We start from the raw sequence: 1287 nt of genomic DNA on the forward strand, positions 1-1287 counted from the left end.
CCTACAGCCTGATAGAACCAAGTACCAATTCCATTGTAACAATTGTGTACACGACTTCGTTCTCCGCTCCAATATTCCCAAGTTGCTGTCGCACCATGATCAATCATATACAGATAACCGGGATAATCACGTTTTTTCATCATTTGATAGAAGAAATCCACTTGCTTATTCCGAACAGCCCATTCAGTCAAAATAGGCACTCCAACCAGACCAACAGCAATATGTCCTTTATATTTTTCTTCGGTCATCGTAACGACATTCTCTTTCACTTTATTGTACAAAGAATCGGGTACAACACCTACCAACATAGGATAACACATATCCAACTGTGAGCCGGTAGAATAGATTCCCTCATCCGCACGGTAGAACGTCTGATGAATCAACTTGTTAAGTTTTTCTCTACGCATAGCAAACTCTTCCGCCTCTTCTCTTTTTCCTAATGTTAAGGCTGTCTTATACATAGTGCTCAAGCATTCGCTGATAAAACAGTTACTTACCAAATCCACTGAAGCCTGATTACCTGCATCTACTCCCATAGGTGCCAGCCAATCACCCAAATACCAGTCACGGTATTTAGTATCGGGCCAACGTTTCAGCAAACCATCTACTGTATATTTATCAACATACTTAAACCACTCTTTCATTTGAGAATAATATTTCTCAATCAAGCGGGGATCATTATAGTTGACATACGTTCTCCAGGGAGCCTGTACAAAGAATCCACACCAATACGGACCGCCGCCACCGGCACCCGGATTAGGACCAACATGCGGCAAACTTCCCCCTTCACGCATGGAGTCTCCCCATGTTTGTACCCAGTTTGCAAAAGTTGGTGCTACATCGTACATCGTTTGCAAAGACATCGTTGAGGAGTTTCCGTCACCACCATATCCGGCACGTTCCAGATGCGGACAGTCTACCATATATCCACTAAAAGTCAGACATTTCATCGTATACTGAATCATTTGGTGAATAGCATTCAAGTCGGCATCCGAACATTCAAAAGTTGCGGTCTGTTTATAATCTCCATAAATTTGCAGAGATTTCATTGCACCTGTTTCCGGTTTTTGAGGAAGATTGGAGATGCGCACATATCGAAAAGCGTGATGATTGAATTTATTTCTGAAGTATTCTCCTTGCTTACCACCAGATATATAAATATCACTTTCACCTTGCTTGTCAAATTCACCGTCTTTCGTCAAATTATCACTATATTCCATAATAACTTCATGACCCGCCGGCAATATAGGCATTTGCATCTCAAACCATCCGGTCTGAACCTTCCCC

At 42.0% G+C, this 1287-nt stretch carries 1 protein-coding gene; it reads right to left on the reverse strand.

Features of this window, described 5'->3' with window-relative positions:
• Nucleotides 1-1287, reverse strand: a 1287-nt coding sequence (locus tag AB5935_RS26585; RefSeq protein WP_368327938.1) for a family 78 glycoside hydrolase catalytic domain, incomplete at both ends; no start/stop codon positions are given.

Origin of the sequence: Phocaeicola sp. RTP21198st1_B8_RTP21198_201120, assembly GCF_040929485.1 — a bacterium.
GTDB lineage: Bacteria > Bacteroidota > Bacteroidia > Bacteroidales > Bacteroidaceae > Phocaeicola > Phocaeicola dorei.